This window comes from Pseudomonas sp. Sample_11 (genome assembly GCF_004307505.1).
GTDB classification, from domain to species: Bacteria; Pseudomonadota; Gammaproteobacteria; order Pseudomonadales; family Pseudomonadaceae; genus Aquipseudomonas; species Aquipseudomonas atacamensis.
On record NZ_RCOD01000027.1, the window covers coordinates 18,035 to 36,710 of the forward strand.

General features: G+C 64.4%; 6 protein-coding genes. All 6 read left to right on the forward strand.

Features of this window, described 5'->3' with window-relative positions:
* The first annotated feature begins 5 nt into the window (after positions 1–5).
* Positions 6–854, forward strand: a complete 849-nt coding sequence (locus D8U60_RS05690; RefSeq protein WP_130899671.1) for a transketolase — start codon at positions 6–8, stop codon at positions 852–854.
* Complete coding sequence (locus D8U60_RS05695; protein WP_071171997.1) at positions 851–1,879, forward strand: transketolase family protein; 1,029 nt, start codon at positions 851–853, stop codon at positions 1,877–1,879. The genes D8U60_RS05690 and D8U60_RS05695 overlap by 4 nt, the downstream gene beginning before the upstream one ends.
* Before the next feature lie 61 nt (positions 1,880–1,940).
* The gene (locus D8U60_RS05700; RefSeq protein ID WP_130899778.1) at positions 1,941–2,900 is read left to right on the forward strand and encodes an alpha/beta hydrolase; all 960 of its coding nucleotides are present in this window, start codon (positions 1,941–1,943) and stop codon (positions 2,898–2,900) included.
* A 408-nt stretch (positions 2,901–3,308) separates the two neighbouring features.
* Complete coding sequence (locus tag D8U60_RS05705; protein ID WP_130899672.1) at positions 3,309–15,032, forward strand: BapA/Bap/LapF family large adhesin; 11,724 nt, start codon at positions 3,309–3,311, stop codon at positions 15,030–15,032.
* 73 nt (positions 15,033–15,105) lie between these two features.
* The gene (locus tag D8U60_RS05710) at positions 15,106–16,512 is read left to right on the forward strand and encodes a TolC family outer membrane protein (RefSeq protein ID WP_125926192.1); all 1,407 of its coding nucleotides are present in this window, start codon (positions 15,106–15,108) and stop codon (positions 16,510–16,512) included.
* The gene (locus D8U60_RS05715) at positions 16,509–18,671 is read left to right on the forward strand and encodes a type I secretion system permease/ATPase (protein WP_130899673.1); all 2,163 of its coding nucleotides are present in this window, start codon (positions 16,509–16,511) and stop codon (positions 18,669–18,671) included. Before D8U60_RS05710 ends, D8U60_RS05715 begins: the two co-directional genes overlap by 4 nt.
* Positions 18,672–18,676: the final 5 nt, after the last annotated feature.

Here is an 18,676-nt window from a genome sequence, read left to right on the forward strand (position 1 = left end):
TCATCATGACGACTAATCTTGCACACGCTGCATCGCTGAGCCTGACCCAGCGCGCGCACAACATTCGCCGCCATGCACTGCGCATGGGCCAGGTTCAGGGCCAGGGCTATGTGGGCCAGGCCCTCGGCGCGGCTGACCTGCTGGCGGTGTCTTACTTTCATGCGCTGAACCATCGCCCGACAGATCCCGAATGGGAGCAGCGCGATCGCTTCTATCTCTCCATCGGCCACTACGCCATCGCGCTGTACGCAGCGCTGATCGAAGCCGAGATCATTCCGCTCGACGAGCTGGAAACCTACGGCTCGGATGACAGCCGCCTGCCGATGTCGGGCATGGCCGCCTACACCCCGGGGATGGAAATCACCGGCGGCTCGCTGGGTCAGGGCCTGGGCATCGCGGTCGGTGCCTGCCTGGGCCTCAAGCGCAAAGGCTCGGCCTCGTTCGTCTACAACCTGCTGTCCGATGGCGAACTCAATGAAGGCTCGACCTGGGAAGCGGTGATGTCGGCTTCGCACTGGCAGCTCGACAACCTGATCGCCATCGTCGACGTGAATAACCAGCAGGCCGACGGCCATTCCAGCGAGATTCTCTCGTTCGAACCCATTGTCGATCGCTGGCAAGCCTTTGGCTGGTTCACCCAGCGCGTCGACGGCAATGACCTCGACGCCCTGGTCGCTGCATTCGATGCCGCGCGCAATCACCCCGGCGGGCAACCGCGCGTGATCATCTGCGACACGAAAATGGGCAAAGGCGTGCCGTTTCTGGAGAACCGGGAGAAGACCCACTTCATTCGCGTTGAAGAACACGAGTGGGACCTGGCACTGAGCAACCTTGAAGAAGGAAAAGACCAATGAGCAACGCCGCCAACACTGCGCCTTCGACTGCTACTGGCGCGCCGGTGAAAAAGCGCCTGACCACCTCGGCGATGATTGCCTCGATTGCCTCCGAGGGCCAGGCGACCCGCTCGGCACCGTTCGGCCATGCGCTCGCAGCGCTGGCAGATCAGCGTGCGGACATCGTCGGTCTCTCTGCGGACCTGTCCAAGTACACCGACCTGCACATTTTTGCCAAGGCGCACCCGGAGCGTTTCTATCAGATGGGCATGGCCGAACAGTTGCTGATGAGCGCGGCCGCGGGCATGGCGCGTGAAGGTTTCGTGCCCTTCGCCACCACCTACGCGGTGTTCGCCTCGCGGCGTGCTTACGACTTCATCTGCATGGCCATCGCCGAGGAAAACCTCAACGTCAAAATCGTCTGCGGGCTGCCCGGCCTCACCACGGGCTACGGGCCGAGCCACCAGGCCACCGATGACCTGGCTATTTTCCGCGCCATGCCCAATCTGATGATTGTCGACCCTTGCGATGCGCTGGAAATCGAACAGGCCGTGCCGGCCATCGCCGCTCACCAAGGCCCGGTCTATATGCGTTTGCTGCGCGGCAATGTGCCGTTGGTGCTGGACGAGTACGGTTATAAATTCGAGATCGGCAAGGCCAAGACCCTGCGCACGGGCAACGACGTACTGATCATCTCCACCGGGCTGATGACCATGCGCTCACTGGAAGCGGCCAAGCAATTGCAGGCCGACGGCATTGATGTGGCCGTGCTGCACGTGCCGACCATCAAGCCGCTGGATGAACAAACCATTCTCGCCGAAGCGCGCAAATCCGGGCGTCTGGTGGTCACCGCCGAGAACAGCTCGATCATCGGCGGTTTGGGTGAGGCGGTTGCCGGGTTGTTGTTGCGCAATGGCGTGACGCCCACCTTCAGGCAGATCGCGTTGCCCGACGCGTTCCTCGACGCGGGCGCCCTGCCGACGCTGCATGATCGCTACGGCATTTCGACGCCGGCCGTTTGCGCGCAGATCAAAGCCTGGCTGTAACTCCACCGTGAGCGGCGCCTCCATCCGAGGCGCTCGTTCATTCGAAAACAGGAGGCAGAACGTGAAAGCACATGAACTGCTGGATCCCGACTTCAAAAGCTTTTTAACTCCCGGCGCAGAAGCCTGGACGTTGGAAACGCTGCCCGCGATCAGGGAGCGTGTCCATGCGACATTCAAATCCCGAGAACAAGCGCGCGGTGAAAGCCTATGGACCAAGGCCCACGACGGTGAGGATTTGCGCCTGTGTCTTTACCGGTCCGCAGGCGCAGCACCGGACGGTAATTTAGCGGTGATCCTGTACATCCACGGTGGAGGTTTCGTCCTCGGTTGCCCCGAAATGGCCGATGACTATCTGGCTGACCTCGCCGAAGCACTTAAGGCGATCATCGTCGCCGTCGATTACCGTCTCGCGCCAGAGCACCCCTTCCCTGTTCCTCTGGAGGATTGTTACACCGCCCTCGGCTGGGTTTTCGCCCACCAGCAAACGCTCAATATTGACGCCGACAAAGTAATCGTCATGGGTCACAGTGCCGGCGCCGGGCTGGCAGCAGCGCTGGCCATTGTGGCGCGGGATCGCGGCGAATATTCCATCGCCAGTCAGGTGCTGGTTTATCCGATGCTCGATTACCGTTCGGGCAGCGCAGCCTCGCCTCAGCAGAACAGCACGACCGGCGTGATTGGCTGGCCAGCGCAAGCCAACCAGTTCTGCTGGGATTGCCTGCGCGCTGACCAAGCGCTGGATGATCTGCCAATCGGCTGGTTTTCGCCGGCCCTGCAAGACGATCTGCGTGACTTGCCACCGACGTTTCTGGCCGTTGGCGCGCTGGATCTGTTTCTGGAAGAGGACGTTGCATTTGCCCTGCGTCTGTCCCGCGCCGGGGTTGCCGTCGAACTGCATGTCTACCCTGGGGCGCCGCATATGTTTGATCAGTGCCCCGGCAGCGTTAGCGATCAGTCTGCGCTGGATATCGTCCGATCACTTCGGCGATCGATAGCTAGCGCATTAACTGCTGAGGGATAGAAAGAACAGCTGAAACGGTACAACAGGATTTCTTATACAAAGCCTTCCCCCCCCTCCCACGCTTATTGATTAACACCTTCGCAGACAGGCAGCTGCCGAGGCTGGCCTGCGCTTTGAAAAATTCAATATCGCTTAGCCATCACCCTCGTCGATTCCGCCCGGACTTATTCCGCGGTGTCTTTGGATAATGTCGAAAACGACACATTTTGTTGCACCCAAAAAGCGCTTGGATCCAACGTCCCGACAAACGGTAACGACCTGAATAGAACGGATTTTCAAGTAGATAAACGTGGGCAAATGGCCCATCCAGACGCTCGTCAAAAATCAGGCAGCCCCATCTGACACTCCCTATCTATGGTTTTAAAACCACCCGTGGACGTCCGCCCCACCCATTTACAGGGAGTAGTAATGGACAACATCGTCATTGCCGACAAAGCCAATTCTCAGCTCACTGCCCAGAACTGGGGCAATGTTCAGCTCAGTCAGCCTTCAGTTGTACAAATGCCGGTCCGGCCCGATCAATTGGCGTCGACCAGTCGCAGCGGTCAGGATTTGATCGTCAATCTGAAGTCTGGCGAGCAAATCAAAATCTCCAATTTCTTTGTCACCAGCCCTGACGGCGTGCCCAATGACATTGTCTTTCAGGGTGACGACGCGACGCTGTGGCAGGCGCGCTACAGCGCCGAGCCGTTCAATGGCTTTACCTTTGACGAAATCAATTCGCTGGACGAGCTGATCGCTGGCGTCGGTGTGGTGGATGGGGCAACGCCGGCATGGGCGATTGCCGGGCTTGGCCTGTTGGGCGCGGGTGGTGCGGCAGCCGCTGCCGGCGGAAGTGGGGGCGGCGGCGGTGGTGGTGGTGGCGGTGGCGACGCGACGCCTCCTGCGCCCGCGACCGGATTGACCTTGTCGGCCGATGGCCGGGTGCTGAGTGGTTTTGGCGAAGCTGGCAGTGTCGTTCAGGTACGCGATGCAGCCGGCAACCTTTTGGCTTCCGGAACCGTTGGCGTCGATGGCAGTTTCCAGGTCGACCTGGGTACGCCGCAGAACAATGGTCAGCCGCTCGACGTCACGCTCACCGACCCTGCGGGCAACGTTTCGACACCGGGTACGGTCACTGCGCCGGATACCACCGCGCCCACCGCGCCAGGCAATCTCAGCGTGAGCGCAGATGGCACGCAACTCGGCGGCACCGGTGAAGCCGGCTCGACCATCCAGGTGCGCGCCGCCGATGGCACGCTACTCGGTAGCGCTGTGGTGGCGGCGGATGGCACTTTCAGCGTCGCCCTCAGCCCCGCGCAAACCGGCGGCCAGCCGCTGACCGTGAATGCAACCGATGCGGCAGGCAATATCTCGACCGGCGCAACGGTCAGCGCGCCGGAGATCGTCGAACCGACGACGCCAGGCAATCTCGGTTTGAGCAGCGACGGCAGCCAGCTGACCGGCACCGCCCGGGCCGGCACCACGATCGAAGTCCGTGCCGCCAACGGCGAATTGCTCGGGCGCGCGGCGGTGGCCGCTGACGGTACTTTCCTGCTGACGCTGGTTCGCGCGCAGGCCAACGGTGAAACCTTCAGTGTCGTGGCAGTCAACAGCGCCGGTGCGCAATCGCCGGCCATCACCTTCAATGCGCCGGACATCACCGGCCCCGCCGCTGCAACGGATCTGGCCGTGAGCAGCGATGGCCTCTCGGTCACCGGCCGTGGCGAACCCGGCAGCACAGTCAGCGTCACCAATGCCCAAGGCACACTGCTCGGCACGGCTTTAGTCGCAGCCGACGGCTCGTTCACCGTGCAACTGAGCGCCGCGCAAATCGATGGTGAGGCGCTGAGCGTGCTGGTCACCGACGCCGCCGGCAACCCTTCGCCAGCAGCGACCGTTATCGCCATTGATCTGGATGGCCTGACTCAACCCAGCGACATCGCGGTGAGCATCGATGGCACGCAGTTGAGTGGGCGCGGCCAGGTCGGTTCGACCGTAACGGTGCGCGACGCCAACGGCAATGTGCTCGGTTCGGCCGTTGTCGCGGCGGACGGCACGTTCAGCCTGCAACTGAGCAGTCCACAGAACAACGGCGAAACACTGCAGATCAGTGCCAGCGACGCCGCTGGCAACACCTCCGCGCCGCTGAGCTACGTCACACCTGACACCCAAGGGCCGACGGCCGTCTCCGATCTCGCGCTCGACGCTCAGGGGCAGACGCTTACCGGTAAGGGTGAGTTGGGTGCGTCAGTCACCGTGCGCGATCCGGCCGGCAACATCATCGGCACCGGCACGGTGGGTGCCGATGGCAATTTTACCGTTCCACTTTCCACACCACAGACCGATGCGCAACAGCTGCAAGTGATCCAGACCGACGCGGACGGCAATCCTTCGGCGCCGGTCAACGTGATAGCACCCGATCTGACCACACCGGTAGCTGTGACCGATGTAAGCATTTCCGCCAATGGCGCCGTGGTCTCCGGCGCGGGTCAGATCGGCGCCACCGTTACTGTCACTGACACCAATGGGACCGTGCTGGGAACAGCTGTCGTCGGCAGCAACGGCCGTTTCGAAGTCACCTTGTCCTCAGCACAAACCAATGGCCAGAACCTCAGCGTCGTGCAGACCGATGGCTCGCCGTCGGGCTCGCCGGCAGTTCCAGTTGAAGCGCCGGATATCCAGGCCCCAACGGCTCCTTCGGATCTGACGCTGAATGCAGGTGGCACTGAACTGAGTGGCACCGGCGAGCCCGGTGCCACGGTGTCGGTCAAGGATTCGGCCGGCAATGTGTTGGGCACCGCGATCGTCGACGGCAGCGGCGCCTTTACAGTGCCGCTGAACAGCCCGCAGATCGAAGGCCAGCAACTGCAAGTCAGCCAATCGGATGGCGTGAACGTTTCCCCCAGCACACCATTGACGGCGACGGACACCACCGCGCCGCTGGCGCCGGACAATGTCGTGCTCGCCAGTAACGGCGTGACCTTGACCGGCACTGGGCAAGCGGGCAGCACCGTAACCGTCAGCGCGCCCGACGGCACGGTGCTCGGCTCTACGGTGGTCGCCGGCGACGGCAGTTTCAGCGTCAACCTGAGCCCGGCTCAGCTCGACGGTCAGGTGTTGAGTGTGATCCAGACCGATGCGAGCGCCCTGCCCTCGCCGGCCACGCCGGTCACCGCACCGGACATCACCGCCCCGCCTGCACCGACCGGGCTGGTCGTCGATCCTGCAGGGGCCACGGTCACCGGCACCACGCAGCCCAATAACACGGTGCAGGTGCTGGATGCCGACGGTAACGTCATCGGCACCGCGACCGCTGACGGCACGGGCGCCTTCACGGTCGACCTCGATACTGCGCAGACCAATGGCGAAGCCTTGCAAGTCGTGGTGTCGGACGGCGCCAACAGTTCGCTTCCCGGCAGCGTCACCGCGCCGGACAGCACCCCGCCGGCAGCGGTCAGCGATCTCGCGCTCAACCCGGCCGGCACGCAGGTCTCTGGCCTCGCCGAACCGGGCACCACGGTCACCGTCAGCATTGCCGGCGGTGGCGCTGTGCTGGGCACCGCGACGGCCGATGCGGACGGCCGCTTCGTCGTGACCCTCAGTCCACCGGCCGAGCCTGGCGGCAATCTGGAAGTCATCAGCACGGATGGCGGCGGCAATGATTCGCCCGTCGTGCCGCTGGCAGGACTGGACGGTAGCCAGGTCGCGACCCCGACCGATCTGGCCTTGAGTGCCGATGGTTTCACCCTGACTGGCGCCGGTACGCCCGGTTGCACCGTGACGGTGACCAGCAGCAGCGGCGCTGTGCTCGGCTCCGGGCTGATCAACAGCTTCGGCCGCTTCACCCTGTTGCTCAGTAGCAAACAGATCAACGCGCAAGTTCTCCAGGTGACGGCCACCAGTCCCGACGGTGACGTGTCGATTCCGGGCACGGTGACGGCGGTCGATGGCACGGCGCCGGACGCTGTGACCGATCTGGCGCTGAATACCAACGGCACGACACTCACTGGACGCGGAGAGGCCGGGGCGACGGTCACTGTCACCGACGCCACAGGTACCGTGCTCGGTACTGCACTGGTCGCCAGCAATGGCACGTTCAGCCTGACGCTGACGCCGGCGCAGCTCAATGGCCAGGCGCTTACCGCGATCCAGAGCGACGCCGCCGGCAACCTGTCGCAACCCGCCGGCATCATTGCCAGCGATCTGCAACCGCCCGCCGCAGCGACTGGCGTTACGATCAATGACGTCGGCACCGTGGTCAAAGGCCAGGGCGAAGCCGGCAGCACCGTGACCGTGCGCGATGCCGCCGGTAACGTGTTGGCCACCGGCGTGGTCGATCAGAGCGGCAACTTCCAGGTCACTTTGCCCAATGCGCAGAACACCGGCGAAACCCTGCAGGTCACTCTGACCGACGCCAATGGCAACGCCTCGACTTCCACTGGCGTGATCACCGTCGACGGCACCCCGCCCGCCGCTGTGCAAAACCCACTGATCAGCGCCGATGGCAGCACCCTCAGCGGCACTGGTGAGGCTGGCGCAACAGTCAATGTCACCACCGCCAACGGCACCCTGCTGGGCAGCGCCGTGGTGGGCGCGGACGGCGCGTTCAGCGTGACCCTGGCGCCCGCGCCGACCAACGGCGAGGCGCTGGCGATCAGCCAGACCGACCCTGCAGGCAATGTCTCGCCGTCGACCAGCGTCAATGCGCCCGACATCAGCCCACCAGCTGCACTGACCCAAGTCGCGGTGAATGCTGACGGCGTCACCGTCACTGGTCATGGCGAACCGGGCGCAACGGTGTCCGTGCGCAGCGCCGACGGCACCTTGCTCGGCACCGCGCAGGTCGGCAGTGGCGGCGCGTTCACGGTCACCCTCAACGCAGCACAACTGAATGCCGAAGTGCTGACCGTCACTCAGGAAGATCCGCCGGGCAACGTTTCGACGGCGGTTGAAGTCATCGCCGCGGATTTGACCGCGCCGGCGATTCCGAGCGCATTGACGCTCAATGCTGCCGGCGTGCAACTGGCCGGTAACGCCGAGGCCGGCAGTACCGTGACCGTACGCGACAGTCAGGGCAATCTTCTCGGGACCACCACGGCGGCGGCAAACGGCACTTTCCAGATCACCCTCAACAGCCCGCAAACCAACGGCCAGTCGCTGAACGTGACGGCCACCGATGCGGCGGGCAATCCGTCGGCCCCGGCAATCGTCAATGCGGTCGATAGCACGGCGCCGTTGGTGGCGAGCGATCTGGCGGTGAGCGCCGATGGTGCCACTCTGACCGGCATCGGCGAGGTCGGCGCCAGCGTGGAAGTCCGCGATACCGGCGGTGTTTTGCTGGGTACTGCGACCGTTGCCAGCAATGGCAATTTCAGCGTCACGTTGTCCCCGGCGGCGGTGGCTGGATCGAATCTTTCCGTGGTGCAGATCGATGCTGCCGGCAACACCGGACCGGCGGCGCCGGTGACTGCACCGGGCAATCTGGCGGAAAGTGCACCGACCAATCTGGCCCTCAGCGTCGACGGTCTGACCCTCACCGGCTCGGCCACCGCCGGCAGCACCGTGAGCATTCGCAATGCCTCGGGCGTGTTGCTCGGCAGCGCGCTGGTGGCGGCCAATGGCACTTTCAGCGTCACCCTCAACGCCGCGCAACTCAACGGCGAACAGCTGTCTGCCGTGGCAACCTCAAGCACCGGTATCAATTCGTCACCGACCGACTACACCGCTGCCGACATCGCCGCGCCAACGCCGCTCAGCGAACTGAGTCTGGCACCGAACGGCACGGCCCTGACCGGGCGCGGTGAAGCCGGCGCCACGGTGACCGTGCTCGGCACCGGCGGAGTGGTTCTCGGCAGCGCGGTGGTGGCGGCCAATGGCACGTTCAGCGTCACCCTCAGCCCGGCGCAGACTTCGGGGCAGACCCTGAGCCTGAGCCAGGCCGACACCGCCGGCAACGAATCCAACAGCGTCAACCTGATCGCCCCGGACCTGCTCGCGCCCAATGCGCCGGCGGCGCTGGTGGCAAGCACTGACGGCACCTTGCTGTCGGGTACCGGTGAGGCCGGCACCACGGTCAACGTGTACAACGCCGCCGGAGCGCTGGTCGGCACCGGCACCGTGAGTATCGACGGCACCTTTGCGATCACCCTGACCACGCCGCAAGCCAACGGCCAGGCGCTGACCGTGTCGCTGACGGATGCGGCGGGCAACACCTCGGCAGCCACGCCGTTCACTTCGGTCGACAGCACACCGCCAGCGGCCGTTTCGCAACTGAGCATCGGCGGCGACGGCGCAAGCCTGACCGGGCGCGGCGAACCCGGCGCGCAGGTGCGCGTCATCGACAGCGACGGCAACGTGCTTGGCACCGCCGTGGTCAGCGCGACCGGTACCTTCACCCTGCCACTGAACCCGGCGTTGACCAATGCCGAAGTGATCACCGTGGTGCAGGCCGACGCGGCGGGCAACGACTCGCCGGCAGTGAACCTGACCACACCGGACTTCACCCCGCCTGATCCACTGGACAACGTCGATATCAACTCGTCCGGCGCGTTGGTCATCGGTACTGGCGAACCCGGCGCGACCGTGACCGTGCGCGATGCCAATGGCACCTTGCTCGGCACCAGCGTGGTACTCGGCGACGGCACCTTCAGCGTCACCCTCAATCCGCCGCAGATCAATGAACAGATTCTAAGCGTGCAGCAGGCTGATCCACCCGGCAACGTCAGCGCCCCGGTGACGGTCACCGCCCCGGATCTGACCCCGCCAGCGACGCCGGCCGATCTGCAACTGAATGCCGATGGCGGCCTTCTCACCGGTACCGGCGAAGTCGGCGCCACTGTCCGTGTGACGTCGGCCGATGGCACCGAACTGGGCACCGGCACCGTGGGTAGCGATGGTCGTTTCCAGATCACCGTGACCCCGGTGCAGACCAATGGCCAAGCGCTGTTCGTGGTGTTGGCGGATGCGGCCGGCAATGCCTCGCCTGCCGGAACCCTGACGGCACCTGACAGCACGCCTCCTGCCGCACTGACGGATGTCGAGATCGACGCCAGCGGCAGCCTCATCACCGGCTCCGGTGCGGCTGGCTCGCAGGTGGTCGTCACCAATGCGGTGGGCACCATCATCGGCACCGGCACCGTGGCGGCAGATGGCAGTTTCAGCGTGACACTGGATCAGCCTTTGCTCAACGGTGAAGCCTTGTCGGTGATCCAGCGTGATGCGGCGGGCAACCCTTCGCCGATCGTGCCCGTCACTGCGCCGGACATCACCCTGCCCGCTGCGCCCACCGACCTCGTTCTCACGCCTGATGGCCTGACACTGACCGGTACCGGTGAAGCCGGCGCCACGGTGCGCGTGCTCAGCGCGACTGGCACGGTACTGGGCTCGGCAACCGTGACCGGCAATGGCTCGTTCAGCGTGACCCTTAATCCGCCGCAGGTGAATGGCGAGCTGTTGAGCGTCAATCAGACTGATCCGGCTTCAAACATTTCACCCACAGCACCTCTGCAAGCAGGCGATATCACCGATCCACTGGAAGTGGCCGACCTCAATGTCAGCCAGGACGGCTTGACCGTCACCGGTACCGGCGAGCCCGGCGCGACCGTCACCGTGCGTGACGGCACGGTGGTGCTCGGTACAGCGACCGTGGCCGCAGACGGCAATTTCAGCGTCACGTTGTCGGCTGCGCAACTCGATGGCCGCGCACTGTCGGTCGTGCAGGCCGACGCACAAAACAACCAGTCCGACCCCGTACTGGTCGACGCGCCGGACAGCACAGCACCTATCGCACCAACGGTGACATCGCTGACCGGCGCCGGCACCTTGCTCGCCGGGACCGCCGAAGCCGGCAGCACCGTGACTGTGCTGTCCGCCACCGGCACCGTGCTCGGCACAGCGGTGGCATTGGGCGATGGTACCTACACCGTTACGCTGAATCCGGCTCAGGCCAACGGTCAGTTGTTGTCAGTGATCGCGACGGACGAAGCGCAAAACGCATCGCCAGTGCTGCTCTACCCGGCGGCTGATACTACCGCTCCAGATGCCGTCACCGGTCTGACCATCAGCGGCGATCTGAGCCAGCTCGCCGGTCGTGGCGAAGCCGGCGCGAGTGTCGAAGTGACCGATGCGCTGGGCAATATCGTCGGCAGCGGCACGGTCGCGGCCAACGGCACATTCCTGATCGATCTGGACCCCGGCATCACCGTCGGGCAAGTGCTGACAGTGAATCAAACAGACGTCGCGACTAACGTGTCCGCAGACGCCGACCTGACTGTTCCGGCAGTGCCAGCCCCGGCTGCGCCGGACAATCTTGTACTGACAGCCGACGGCGTGACGCTGACAGGCACGGCGGCGATCGGCACCACCATCAACGTCTACGCGCCGGACAACAGCCTGATCGGCACCGGCGTCACCGGCGGGGATGGCACGTTCAGCGTGGTGCTGACGCCAGCGCAAACCAACGGCGAAAGCCTCGAAGTCACCGCCAACACTGCGTTGGGTGGTGCCTCGCTGCCGACTGAAATCACCGCAGGCGACACCTCGGCGCCGGCGCCACTCAGCGATCTGGCGGTCAATGCCAACGGCACAGTCGTTACCGGTCGCGGCGAAGTCGGCGCGTCGGTGACCATCACCGGCGCTGGCGGCGTGGTGCTGGGCAGTGCGACGGTTGGCGCCAATGGCACTTTCAGCGCACAGCTCAATACGCCGCAGGTCAACGGTCAGGTGCTCAATGCGACTCAGACCGATGCGGCACTCAACACTTCGTCGGGGCTTAACGTAACCGCGCCCGACATCACTCCCCCGGCCGCTCCGACGGCGCTGGTACTCAGCGGTGCCGGTCTGGTGCTCGGCGGGCTCGGTGAAGCCGGCGCCACCGTCACTGTTCGCGGTGCGGGTGGCGCGGTGCTGGGCACGGCGACGGTGGCGGGCAATGGCTCGTTCTCGGTGACCTTGTCATCGGCGCAACTCAACGGCCAGCAACTGAGCGTCACGCAGAGCGATGCGGCGGGCAACGTTTCGCCGGTTACCAACCTCAGCGTCGCCGATACCACAGCGCCGGCGCCGCTGAGCAATGTCAGCCTGAACGGCACCGGCCTGGCGGTCAGCGGCACGGGTGAAGCCGGCGCGACCGTCAGCGTGACCAACGCAGCCGGTACCGTCCTCGGCACCGCTGTGGTCAATGCTGGCGGCACCTTCACCGTGCAACTGTCCAGCGCGCAACTGAATGGCCAACAGCTCAACGTCCAACAGGCCGACCCGACGGGCAATCTGTCGCCGGTTTTCAATCTGACGGCCGCTGACGTACAGGCGCCGATCGCGGCCAGCGGTCTGACGCTCGCTGCCAACGGTCTGACCCTCAGCGGTACGGGCGAAGCCGGTGCGACGGTCAACGTCTACGGCCCGGGCGGTGCGCTGATCGGCACCACCACCGTGGGCAGTGGCGGTACGTTCAGCTTCAACCTGAACACCGCACAACTCGACGGGCAGCTGTTGACCGTGCGTCTGGTCGACCCGGCCGGCAACCTGTCGCCCAATGCCAGCCTGACGGCGCCGGACATTACCGCCCCTGGCGCGCCGACTGGCGTCAGCGTCAATGGCAGCGGCACCTTGCTCACTGGCGTCGGTGTGCCCGGTTCGACCATCAGCGTGCGAGGCGTCGGCGGCGTGGTGCTCGGCACCGCCACCGTCGCCGCTAACGGCAGTTTCTCCGTGGCACTGGCCTCGGCGCAGATCAACAGCCAGGTGCTCAGCGTCACCCAGGCCGATCCGAGCGGCAACGTATCGGCTGCGGCGACCGCGACGGCGCCAGACCTGACACCGCCCGCTGCCGCCACGGCGCTGCTGGTCGGCGCCGACGGCCTGACCGTCACCGGTACCGGCGAAGTCGGCGCAACCGTCACCATCAAGTCGGCCAGCGGCGCCGTTCTCGGAACCGGCACGGTCAACAACCTCGGCGTGTTTACCGTCACCCTGAACAGCGCGCAGATCAACGGTGAAAACCTCACCATCAACCTTAGCGACGCACGCGGCAACGTTTCGGTGGCCGCCAACGTCATTGCGCCGGACGTCGACGTCAACGCGCCAGTGATCGCCAGCGATAACCTCGCCGTCGGCACCGTCACGCTGGCACCGGTCACCGCCTCGCAGACCTTCAACGACTCGTTCACCACGCTGCTTGCCGGATTCTCGAAAACCTTCACCTTCACCGTCGCCGGCGGCACGCGTCTTGATCCGACCCTGACGCTGACCACCAGCAGTCTGATTTCGCTGATCGATGGCGTGGTCTACACCCTGCAAGTCAAAGATGCCAGCGGCAACTGGGTGACTCTGGATGTCAATGGCAGCGGCGGCCTGCTTGACCTGATCGCGCTCGCCGGCCAGGGCGTACGGGTCGACATCGGTAACCTGCTGTCAGGCGATTATCGACTGACGGTGTCGAGCACCGGCATCGGCGTGCTGACCACGGTCAATACCCAGCTGCAACTGGATGTCAGCAGCCTGACCCAGTTCAACGGCATTGCCGGGCCAGCGGTGACCGGCAACGTCATCACCAACGTCGGTGTCGATGGCACGGCCGATCAGACCGGCCCGGACAACGGCGCGCAGTTGCAGATCTTCAAGAACGGCGCCTGGGTCAGCGCCGGGGCCGGCACCACGGTGCAAGGGTTGTACGGCACGCTGACCATCGACGCCAACGGCAACTACAGCTACAAACCGAACGGCAGTGTCGGCAGCGTCGGCAAGGTCGACGTGTTCAACTACCAACTGGTGCACCCGAACGGCTTGAGCGACACCGCCAATCTGTACGTGCGCATCGACAGCCCGCAAGCCAGCGAAGTGTGGAACGACGCCAACCTTGGCAGCCCGGCGCTGGTGGTGGATGCCACGCCAGACGTCGCTTCGACCGACGTCACCCTGATCAACCGCGAAGTCACCACCAACTCAGCCCTTGGCACGTTCAATGTGCTGCTGGGCGGCGGCAGTGGTAACTACAACACCGTGGTCGCGGCCGATACCGTCAGTGACCTGACCGTGGTGGTCAATTCGAGCAACCTGCTGGCGCTGCTCGGTTCGATGACGGTGGGCCTGTACAAGCTCAACACGGCGACCAACCAGTACGTGCTGGTCAAGAGTTACGGCGGCAACGCGCTGGTCAATCTCGGCGGCGGCAACTACGGGATCAAGTTCGACGACCAGACCGCCGGCAGTTATCAGGTGCGGGTGGCAGTGGGCGGCCTCGGCCTGCTGACCAGCGTCAACACCAGCCTGATCAACGTCGCGACCTACAACAATCAGTTCGTGGTCGGCAGCTACACGCCGGTATCGGGCAATCTGCTCACCGACACCGCTGGCGGCGGCGCCGATGTGTTGGGCTCGGTCTATACCTTGCTCAGCGTGCTGGTCGCTGGGAGTTACGTCGCGCCGGGTTACAACGGCGTCTCGCTGGTCGGCAACTACGGCACCCTGGTGGTCCAGGCCAACGGCAACTACACCTACACGCTCAAGGCCGGCCTGACCGATGCGGTGATCGGCCAGGAAGACACCTTCACCTACCAACTCACCCACCCCAACGGCACCGTGGATACTGCGACGCTGACCATCGACCTGAACAATGCCGGCGCATTCGCCAGCACCGCGTTCTCGGCACTGGCCAGCGATGACCTCGGTCTGGCCCATGCCACTGGCAGTGACTTGATCCAGGGCACCGAGGGCAACGACACCCTCGACGGCTCGCACAGTGGCGCCGTGACCCTGCAAGGTGGCGGTGGCGACGACACGCTGATCATCGCCGATCAGCAGTTCACCTCGGTGGACGGCGGCAGCGGCACCGACACCCTGCTCTGGGCCGGTGGCGACGTGTCGATCAACCTCGGCGATCTGCAGAGCAAGATCCACAACGTCGAGATCCTCGATCTCAACCATTCCAGTGCGGTTGCGCTGACACTGAATCTCAGCGATCTGCTGGCGATCACGTCCTCGGACAACAACACCCTGCTGATCAAGGGTGACGACAGGGACAGCGTGCACATGACCGATGGCTGGGTCGCCGATGGCACGCAACAGGCCGACGGCATCGACTATGTTCAATACACGGCACAGGAGGATCCGAGCCACCACTTGTGGGTACAGAACGGCATTCAAGTGGTTTGAAACAAGACATCAAACGTTGGTCTCTCAACAGTAAGGGAAGTCTGTGGAGTCAGTTTTTCGCCAGAAATGGCCGGTGGTCCTGTTGACCATCGGCCTCTACCCCGCTTTCACCGTCGACGTTCGCGCCGACGACAATCTCGACAGCAGCTTGCGCAGCATCAGCCCGTCGCAACTGCAACAACCGGCAGGCAATGACAATCGTCAGCGCCCTGCCCCTGCTTCAAAAACGGCCGCCAACGCAGATACTTTGGGGCTGGAACAAGCGGTCAGGCTGGCCGTGGACTGGCACCCACGCATCGGCGAAGCCATCGGCACCCTGTTCCAGCAAGGCGAAGGGGTCAACGTCGCCGAATCCGGTTATTACCCGCAGGTCACCGGCGGCATCAAGGGTGGCTACACCAGCGGTTACGGCAGCGATGCCGGCAGCCAATCGGTGAACATTTCCCTCAAGCAGATGCTGTATGACTTCGGCAAGGTTTCCAGTTCGGTCGACGCCGCCCGCGCCCGGGTGGCGCGCAGTCAGGCCGGGATTCTGCTGGCGATCGACGACATCGCCCGCGACACCGCCAGGGCCTACATCGAGGTGCAGCGTTATCAGCGTCTGCTTGAGGTTGCGCGCGAGCAGATTCAGGGCATCGGCGGCATCGTTGATCTGGCCAAACAGCGCAGCGACATGGGCGCCAGCACCCGCTCCGATATGGTTCAGGCGCAGTCCCGGGCCGAAGGCGCGACTGCGACGTTGCAGGAATTCAAGGCGCAATACGCACGCTGGCAAGCAACGCTGACCAGCTTGCTTGGACGGCGCACGCCGCCGGCAGTCAGCGACGCCGCCGCGCCGACGTTGACTCAGGCCTGCGACGCCTCGCAGATCTCCGACACCCTGCCCGCCGTCCTCCAGGCCGCCGCGCAACGCACTCAGGCCCAGGCCGAGCTGGCCCAGGCCAAAGCCGAGGCCTACCCGACCCTGTCGCTGCAACCGTCGGTCAACCAATACCTGGACGACCACTACGACGATCAGAACTCGCGCGCCGATCGCACTCAGGTCGGGATCTTCCTCAACCTCGAAGTGCCGATCTATCAGGGCGGCGCGATCAGTGCGCGCAGCCGCGCCGCCGGGCATGCGCTGACCGCAGCGGATTCGGCCGAAGACTTCGCCCGTCTGCAAGCGCGCCAGGGTCTGGCCGAAGCCCAGGCGCAAACTTCGGGCCTGAACCGGCGGCTGCGCTCGCTGGAATTTCGCCAGACCAGCATCACCGAGGCGCGCATGTTGTATGGCCGCCAGTACCTGGAACTGGGCACGCGGCCGCTGCTCGACCTGCTCAACGCCGAGCAGGAAATCCATCAGTCGCGCTTCGATCTGGTCAACACCCAGGCTGATCTGCAACGCCTGCAGATCGACTGCTTCTACAACAGCGGTGCGATTCGCCGGGTCTTCGGCATCGACCACAGCGCCATCCAGAATGTCGAGATACTGCCATGACCGATGCCAGCATCACTGTTCCCGAACCCGCTGCTGCCGAAGCTCGCGAAGACTATTCACCGTGGCTGGAAGCGGTGTTGAAGGTCGCCCGTCACTATCGCCTCGACGTCTCGCCGGAAAGCGTGCGCCTGGCCTCGGTGCACAGCGAAGGCCGCGTCGAAGAAGTGGTTCGGCACATGGCGCGTCAGGCCGGTTTGAGCGTGAAATTCGCGGCATTCGACAACAAGAGCCTGAGCCGCTGGCGCACGCCGCTGGTGGTGCAACTGCGCGACGGTCAGGTCGGCGTGCTTGAAAGCATCGGTGAGACCGGAGAGCTGGGCATCTCCTTCAGTGGCGATCAAGGTTTGCAGAGTCGCATGGAGGCTGGCGCACTCGCCGAGCAGGCCCTGCGCACGGTGATTCTGCGTCCGACGCAACCGGTGGCGGACGTGCGCACCAACGATTACATCAAGCCCTACGACGAGCACTGGTTCCGGCGCATCGTCCTCACCGATCTGCGGCCTTACAGCCAAGTGATGATCGCCTCACTGGTCGCGAATCTGCTGGGCATGGCCGGGGTGCTGTTTTCCATGCAGGTGTACGACCGGGTGATTCCGGCCAAGTCGCTGCCGACCCTGTACGTGTTGTTCGGCGGGGTGATGCTGGCGCTGCTGTTCGATTTCGTCATGCGCATTCTGCGTCTGCGCATCACCGATGTGCTGGGCAAACGCGCCGACTTGCGCGTCTCCGATCTGGTCTTTGGCCACGCCTTGCGTCTGCGTAATTCGGCGCGGCCGAAATCCACCGGCTCGTTCATTTCGCAGTTGCGCGAGCTGGAGCAGATCCGCGACCTGATTACCTCCAGCACTGCCACGGCACTGGCGGACATGCCGTTTTTCCTGCTGTTCCTGCTGGTGTTCTATTTGATCGGGGGGCCACTGGTGCTGATTCCACTGGTGGCGCTGGTATTCATGTTGCTGCCGGGGATCATCGCGCAACCGCGTCTGGCGCGACTGGCCAATGCATCAATGCGTGAAGCGGCGCTGCGCAACGCCATGCTGGTGGAAAGTATTCAGGGCCTCGACGACATCAAGGCATTGCAGGCCGAGCAGCGTTTCCAGCAACAGTGGAACCAGTACAACGCCGCCTCGGCCGACAGCAGCCTGCGCCTGCGCACCTTGACCAACAGCCTGGTGGCGTGGACGCAGAACGTGCAGGGCGGAGTGTTCGCAGTGGTCATCGTGTTCGGCGCGCCGATGGTGATTGCCGGCGACCTGACCACCGGCAGTCTGGTCGCGGCGTCGATTCTGTCGTCGCGGATGATGGGGCCGATGGCGCAACTGACTCACGTACTCACGCGATGGCAGCAGGCCAAGGTCGCGCTCGAAGGCTTGAACCGGATCATGCAGATGCCGGTGGATCATCCCGAAGGCAGTCAGCGCGTGCACCTGCCGGCGATTCGTGGCGACTACCGCATGCGTCAGGCCAGCTTCCGCTACAGCGAGGAATCGACCCCGGCGCTCAACAACATCGACCTGAGCATTCGGCCCGGCGAGCGCATCGCCCTGCTCGGCCGCAACGGTGCTGGCAAGTCGACGTTGCTGCAAGCACTGGGCGGCGCGATGGATCTGAGCAGCGGTGAAACCACTCTGGACGGCATCGCCCTGGCACATCTGGATCCGGCCGACCTGCGCCGCGACGTCGGCCTGCTGTCGCAACAGGCGCGACTGTTTCACGGCACCTTGCGCGACAACATCACCCTCGGCGCCGGTCAGGCCAGCGATCAGGAAATCATCGCCGCGCTGACTGTCACTGGCGCGCTGGATTTCGTTCGTCAGCTGCCCAAAGGCATGGATCATTTAGTGCTTGAAGGTGGCTTGGGCCTGTCGGGCGGTCAGCGTCAGAGCCTGTTGCTCTCACGCTTGTTGATCCGTCAGCCACAAGTGCTGTTGCTCGACGAACCGACGGCCGCGCTCGATGACGTCACCGAGCGTCTGCTGCTGGAAAAACTCGCGACCTGGACCCAGGGCCGAACGCTGGTGGTCGCCACGCATCGGGTCAGTGTGTTGCAACTGGTCGAGCGGATCATCGTCCTCGACAACGGGCGTATCGTCATTGACGACCATCGCGACGCGGCTCTCGCGCGGCTGCGCGCACCGGGCAAAGGAGTGGCGGTATGAAGCCG